A 6,839-nucleotide genomic window follows, 5' to 3' on the forward strand; every position below is an offset into this window, starting at 1 on the left:
GCTAAAAGGTGAGGTGTACGTCAGCTTTGACGCTATCCAGGGCTATCGCGGGTGGAAAGTTCCGGACGCTGCAAAGGTGCTGGTTTCCCGTGCCGGGATCCCGCCGGGTGATTTCATTTTTATACAGGCAGGATCATCGCCTTCTCCTCAAAAGAGCTCCTGGACACTGGTTACGGAGACCGGTAAACCCTTTGACGCAGATCTCTATGGATTTAAGATACACCTGAACAGCAATGCTTCTGTCAGTGAAAGCGGGCTTGAGTTTTCAGGCTCGGTATCCACACCGGCCTTACCTGTGATCAAATCGGTAACCATCGGCATCAAAAATTTCAGCATCAACAGATCGTTAACGGTAAGCGGCGTGCAGATCGTTACAGATGATCTTCCCAAACTGGATATTGTCGGATGGCAGGCGAGTTTCGGCAATATTATCTTTAATGAAGACGGCTTTAAGATCGGCGGCAAGCTGTCGATAACAATTCCCTCCTCGGGAAGATCAGCCATTGATTTTTCCGACCTGGCTATTGCCAGAGATGAAATTTTCGGCGGCAGGTTTTTAATACCCGAAGACGGCATTGACCTGCTGTCGGTTGCCTATCTCAATACGGGAGGTGCGCCATTAAGTTTCGGAAGAGTAGGCAGCAGTTCCGTTTACCGGATCGGCGGCAAGGCCGGTCTCAAAATTAATCTCAGCATTTTCAAAAAGGAGTTTAAGATACCTACGTTTGAAGTGCTCACCAATGGCACGTTCAACCTGCAGACGCCGGTAGGCTATTCTACTTCACTGGGACCGTTCGGATTTTCTATTAATAATTTATATATCAATACCGCCGGCAATTCGCCCTTCATAGGCATCCAGGGCAATTTTAAAGCGGATCTGGATGTCCTGAAATTCCAGGTGGCCGATATCAGGGTAAGGGCCGGCTCCGGCGGTCCTACTTATAGTATTGAAAAAGTGGGCGTAACGCTGGATGTGCCCGTGGTAAAGATCTCGGCCTCGGTTGCTTTTAAAGAAAATGGTTTTGAAGGAGAAGGGAATCTTTCCATTCCCGGCACACCCATCGGCGGGAACGTGTCATTCCGGTATTTTAAAAACGGCGGTTCTGTAGATTTCGGCGCGCATTTCTCCGCCAATATTCCACCGGTGCCCATCGGCGCCATTGTAACGCTGGAGCGTGTGGGCGGAGGATTTGATTACACTAACGGCGATTTTAGTGTGAACATAAAAGGGAAACTATCCCTGCTGGGCACAGGAGCGGTAGTGGCGCTGGATCCTTTGGGGCTTACCGTCAGCAGCCCGGGGATACTCACAGGATACGGAGACGTAACGGTTGGCAGTTATCTGAAAACCGCTCATGCGGAAACGATCTTCAACGGGCCCGAAAGAACATTTACGGTACAGGTATCCGCGCAGATGTCGCCTTTAGAAGGGCTGTTGCAACAGCAGCTAAAAGGCGCGCTGGTGATCAGCGTCAAACCCAATGACGAATATGCTTTTCTCGGATGCAGCGTGTTGGTAAAGATTGCCGGTTTGATGAATAATCATGGAGAAATGGCTATAGCGGCAGGACTTAAAAATCCGAAAAGCCATGATGATATTACGTCCCATTATTTTCAATATGCGCCGGATGCCTATATGCACAGCAGCTTTTCGGGAGTGTATATCAATGTAGATGCCCAATTAGGTATTCCAAAGGAGCACCCGCTGGGTTTTGATCTTTATGTTGTGAGCGCTCAGCTCTCGTGTTCATCACATTTTAAAGCAGGGCTGATGTTGAATTTTGATGAGAATGCGTACCGTATTTTATTTGGAGGAAAGTTTGATGCAGGTCTTGATCTGAGCGTAGGTCCGCTTTCATTAGGGGCATCCGCCGGCTTGTGTTATCAGCTGGAAGGAGGCCGCAACAACGACCTGGGATGGAACTTCAGCGCATCGGCCTCGGGTCATGTTGATTTCTATTTGGGCGCAGGCGACTGCGAGGCGGATTGTAATGAAATTACCTTTGACCCCAAGCTTGATTTTTGGAACAGTTGCTTGTCCGCTCACGTTTGTGGCGCCGCATCCCTTGATTTCAGCTTCTCGGAAAAAGAAGGCGTAATATTCAAACCTCATGCAGGGGGATCTGATCAGCCCTGCTTCTAAAGCAATGAAAAATATGTTTGTAAGATTAGCCTGTATCTTTTGTTTTTTGTTTCAGTACACCCTGGCACAGCAGCGCCCCGGCGTATTTAACCAGCCTGTACTGCCGGGCCCGGATGGCACATTTATTTATACCTGGGATTCTACCCAGGCTGACCTGGTACCTGTAAAGGACAAAGTGTTTATCGTTTCAAAAGACCAGAACGGCACGGGCCGTTTTAAGAAAATAGCTTCCGTGCAATTCCCTCCTTCATCAGAAATACTGTCAGAAAAGCTCGGCCCTTTATTATTGACCGAATTGCTGCAACAGAGCAAATTAAGGTCGGCTGAAGACCTCTATGCCCTGCTCTCGGCGGGTAAATTTGATACCCTGGGGTTTTATCTGATGAACACCGATGTGCTCTCCGCTATAGGCGTCCTTTATTTTGACAAAACAGAAAAGAACAATCCCGGCACCGGTTATCAGTTAGAGGTAGAGAAGGACGGCGTTACGCATCTTCTTTTCAGGAAATATTTACGCGACATCACCTACACCCCTTTCCCCGAATTTAAAAAATATAGTATGTCCGCTACCGACAGTTCCGTTTCATGTACCTGGTATGCAGTAAAAGGGAAGGGAGTATTTGCGAACGTCATCCGGGCGGGTGAAGCATCAGGGAACAGCGTCCGGCAGTTTATTTACCACGCGCGGGATACCTTATTTGTCAGCTACACCGGGCCTGCAAAGCCGGGTGAGCATTGTATGCTGTATGCCGTGCCGGTGGATATGGCGGGTAACTTTGGCCGGGCTTCCGATACGATCCGTCTCATTGCTTTTTCCATGACCGATGCTGTGGCGCTTAAAAATGTTGCGGTAAGCGATACCCTGGGAGGGATGCTACTGACCTGGGATAAATTGCCTGAAAAAAAATGGTGTGCAGGCATCCGGGTATCCAAGTCGCGTTCCGCTATGGAAAATTATGTGGTGGCAGATACGTTGCCACCGGATGCGGTTTCATGGACAGACAGAAAGGTTATCGGCGGAACGGTTTATTATTACCGGGTAGAACCGGTACTGTATGATCTTCCCAACAAGCCCAATGCCACGCCGGTATTGGTGAACGGCGAGAAGAAATTCGTATCCGGGAAAATGATCGCGCCGCAGGGGCTCCGGATATCGCTTACCTCCGGGAAAGACGTACGGCTTTCATGGAAACCGGACGCTGCATTAAATCTTTTCGGTTATTATGTATTAAGAGGCGCTTCCCTGCAAAATATGGAAGTAATATCCCCGGTGGTGCGGGATACGATATATGTGGATTCGCTGAAGAACCTCAATCCGGGGGATACGTACCTGTATGCGCTGGCAGCCAGAGATATGAATATGGAATGGAGCGATACTTCAGAAACGGTAACGGTGGTTTGCCCGGTGAACGAGGCGGTAACTGCTCCGGCAGGGCTTTCTGCAAGATACACGGAGCACGGTGTACGGCTTATCTGGAATGATGTTTCGCTGGCAGATGAAAAAGTAATCGGTTATATCATATATAAAAGAAAAAAGGGAGATGAATATTTCAGACCACTGATGCAACATCCCTGGCAGGATCATATTTATACCGATACGCTTATTGACGATGTCGGAACCTATGAATACGGGTGCGCCTCTATGGATGCCCGTGGCAATCAAAGCATCCTGTCCTCTCTCGCAACCGTAGATATTCCCGGCAGCGCTTATCTGTACCCCCCGGCAGGATTTGATCTGGAAAATTCCCCGGCAGGCGTCATTGTTACTATTCCTCCTTCTGTAAATGCGGCAAAAGAAAGCAGTTATGTTGTTTATAAGCGTGCGGCAGAAGAAAAGCAGTTTAGAAAAACAGGCAGTGTGCCGGTAGGCCGATTGGAATTTGTGGATAAGCAGGTAAAAACGGGAACGCTGTATGTATATGCGGTAAGCCTGGTACGCTCCGGATCGGAAAGCGCCATGAGCGCAGAAAAGACGATCAGGTGCAGGTGATGAAGATGTTATCATTGGGGTAATAAAAAATCAGGTCATGAAAAATGTATTATTCAACCGCACTTCAAAAATATTTTCGGTAATTATTTTATTGGGTTTTCTGAAGTGCAATAAAATTGAAGACCCGTTTTATAAATATGAGCTGGCTATTGAAAACATTTCGCCAACCGGCGGCCCGGCAGGCACACAGGTTACGATCACCGGCACGGGATTCAGTACGGTACCGGATGAAAATACGGTAATGTTCAACGGAAAAGAAGCAAAGGTTACACAGGCTGACGCCACCTTGCTGCTCGCAGAAGCGCCCGTAGACGGCACTACGGGGGCCATCAGCGTAGCAGTAAACGGACAATCTGCCGAAGGTCCCGTATTTACTTACCGGGAAGAAAAACAGTTAGAAATAATAAGTATTCAACCCGAAGGAGGATATCCATTCTCATCTACACTTTGCACAACAACCATAATTACCGGGAAGTATTTTGGGAATAAGAACCAGGATTCAGACGTTGAACTGGTAGATAATGAAAACGAAGAATCGGATGTACAGACAGGCCTGGGCATTGAATCCTGGACCGATAATGAGATCAAAGTAAATTTTTGCTACGATCATAACTGGCTGCCGTATTCCCCAATGTATTTGAGACTAAAACAAAACGGCAGGCAAACAGGCGCTTATATTATTGTCCAGACGCAGTCGGACCAACTCGGCACCTACGATGTGAGCACGATCGCGGGGGATGGCGCTGCAGGCTTTAAGGATGGAAAAGGCGTTGCTTCCGAATTTAATAACCCTTCCGGGATGGCGGTGGATTCGCACGGAAATATATTTATTGCCGATGAATTAAATAACCGTATCCGGAAAATAAGCCCGGATGGGAATGTAAGTACAGTAGCAGGAGGTATTACCAATGCAAGCGGCAGTGATATCGGCAATATGGATACCATACAATTGAAAAGACCGAGAGGTATTGCCATTGATTCGCATGATAATATTTTTATCACCCAGTACCATATTTGCCATATCCTGAAAATAGATATGTCTGCAGGAGAATCAAGCGTTCTTGCAGGAAGCGATACTCCGGGATATTCAGATGGAGAAAATACTACGGCACAGTTTTATTATCCCTTTGGCCTCGCAACAGATGCCGATGATAACATTTATGTAGCCGACGAATACAATCAGCGCATCCGGAAAATATCCCCCACCGGAATTGTAAAAACAGTTGCCGGTGATGGTACAGTTGGCAATCAGGATGGCAATCCTGGTAATAATTATCAGTCCAGTTTCAATTTTCCAAGAGGGGTGGCGGTAAATTCCCTTGGTGATGTTTTTGTAACAGATTATAGTATTGGCGATGTCAGGGGAATAAAACCGGATGGGAACGTATATACATTATACTTATCTTTTCTTGTTGAGCATCCTACCGGGATAACGGTAGATAGTAAGGATAATGTTTATATTACTTCAGAGGACGATAAAATTTATTTTTATTATAGCGGAATGGGTAATACCACACGGCCCTACGGAATACTAACCGGCAATATTAATGGTTACAAGGATGGAGATGATGCTTCCGCCCGGTTTTCAAACCCGTATGCCATTACCACAGACGCAGGGGGGAACATTTATGTGGCGGATAATGGAAATGCACGCATCCGGAAAATCGGGTTGGAATAAGGAAAGTATAATGGCACAGGAGGAAAATTGGGAAAAGTTATGTGCAAACTCCAGGGCTATCCTTTAACAGCTTCTCCTGCCTGCAAATGCGTAATGACTGCCCTGATCTCGCTATAGGAATAAGCATCTCCCAGCTTTTCTTTAACAGGCGATGTGGCAAAACCGGCGCCCGTTTCCTCAATGGCTTTGCAGATGGTTTGTATCTTTTCTTCGGGAACGATATCCGTTATTTTAATTTCACCCGTGGGAATAAACTTTACCAGGTGCCCTTCTATGGTACTTACAGCCATTTCCCGGAGCCTGGCAATTTCGGCTATGCCTTTTCCTTCCCGGAACAATTGGAGGCTCATACGCTGCGTATCGCCTTTTTTAGGTTTTGCGGTGATGCCGGTTCCGGGTGCAGCCATTGCCTCATCATCAACGGCTGCCTGGTGCTTTTGAGATTCCGTTAATTGCAGTAGTTCAGACAATTGCGTTCCCCTGAGTAAACCTTCCGACAACGGCACTGCCTGTGCAACCTGCTGTTTTTTCCTGGTAATGTCCAATTCAAGGCTATGCAGTTCCTTAATGTATTTTTTTACTTTCTTTTTTACCCGCATCTCGTCGGCATGTTGTTTGAGCGAAGCCAGCATTTTTTCCAATGCCCCGGTAAAATAGGCAGATGCAGCGGTAATGCGTTCGTGTAGCTTTGCGTACCCGTTGGCTTCGGCTTCGGCGATCAGGGTGGTTAGTTGTTTACGGAATTTTTCGCCTACCTCTGTTACAGATCGTGCCGATGCCGACAGATCATGTGCCCACTGTATGGCATTGTTCTTGTCGGGGATCTGGCGATGCACATAATTTTCATAATGCGCATTGATGTTTTCCGAGAGTTTTATAAAATCAAAAGCCCCGGCCAATGAAAAGCTGATAAATCTTTTTTGTTCCTGCTGTAGCTGTTCCTGTATCTCATCTTCGCCCATTTCGGTTTGGGCAAAAGTTAATACCCGTGGGTCGGTATTGATACATTGCGGATGTATCCTTGAATA

Annotated in this window: 4 protein-coding genes; 3 read left to right on the forward strand and 1 reads right to left on the reverse strand. The window is 47.1% G+C overall.

What is annotated here, in order from left to right:
- The 3 genes from PLH26_RS11835 to PLH26_RS11845 form a co-directional block, all read left to right on the forward strand.
- Positions 1–2,143, forward strand: a 2,143-nt coding sequence (locus PLH26_RS11835) for a hypothetical protein (protein ID WP_324586230.1), incomplete at its 5' end; no start/stop codon positions are given.
- Between the two features lie 13 nt (positions 2,144–2,156).
- Positions 2,157–4,133, forward strand: a complete 1,977-nt coding sequence (locus tag PLH26_RS11840; RefSeq protein WP_324586231.1) for a fibronectin type III domain-containing protein — start codon at positions 2,157–2,159, stop codon at positions 4,131–4,133.
- A 37-nt stretch (positions 4,134–4,170) separates the two neighbouring features.
- Positions 4,171–5,811, forward strand: a complete 1,641-nt coding sequence (locus tag PLH26_RS11845; protein WP_324586232.1) for an IPT/TIG domain-containing protein — start codon at positions 4,171–4,173, stop codon at positions 5,809–5,811.
- A 56-nt stretch (positions 5,812–5,867) separates the two neighbouring features.
- Here PLH26_RS11845 and PLH26_RS11850 read toward each other — a convergent pair.
- Positions 5,868–6,839, reverse strand: a 972-nt coding sequence (locus PLH26_RS11850) for a helix-turn-helix domain-containing protein (RefSeq protein ID WP_324586233.1), incomplete at its 5' end; no start/stop codon positions are given.

Origin of the sequence: Agriterribacter sp. (genome assembly GCF_035444585.1) — a bacterium.
Taxonomy (GTDB): Bacteria; Bacteroidota; Bacteroidia; order Chitinophagales; family Chitinophagaceae; genus Agriterribacter.

What these genes read in the sequence shown, in the direction of transcription:
- PLH26_RS11840 (WP_324586231.1), top strand. Translation starts at nt 2,157, where the DNA reads ATGTTTGTAAGATTAGCCTGTATCTTTTGTTTTTTGTTTCAGTACACC.
- PLH26_RS11845 (WP_324586232.1), top strand. Translation starts at nt 4,171, where the DNA reads ATGAAAAATGTATTATTCAACCGCACTTCAAAAATATTTTCGGTAATT.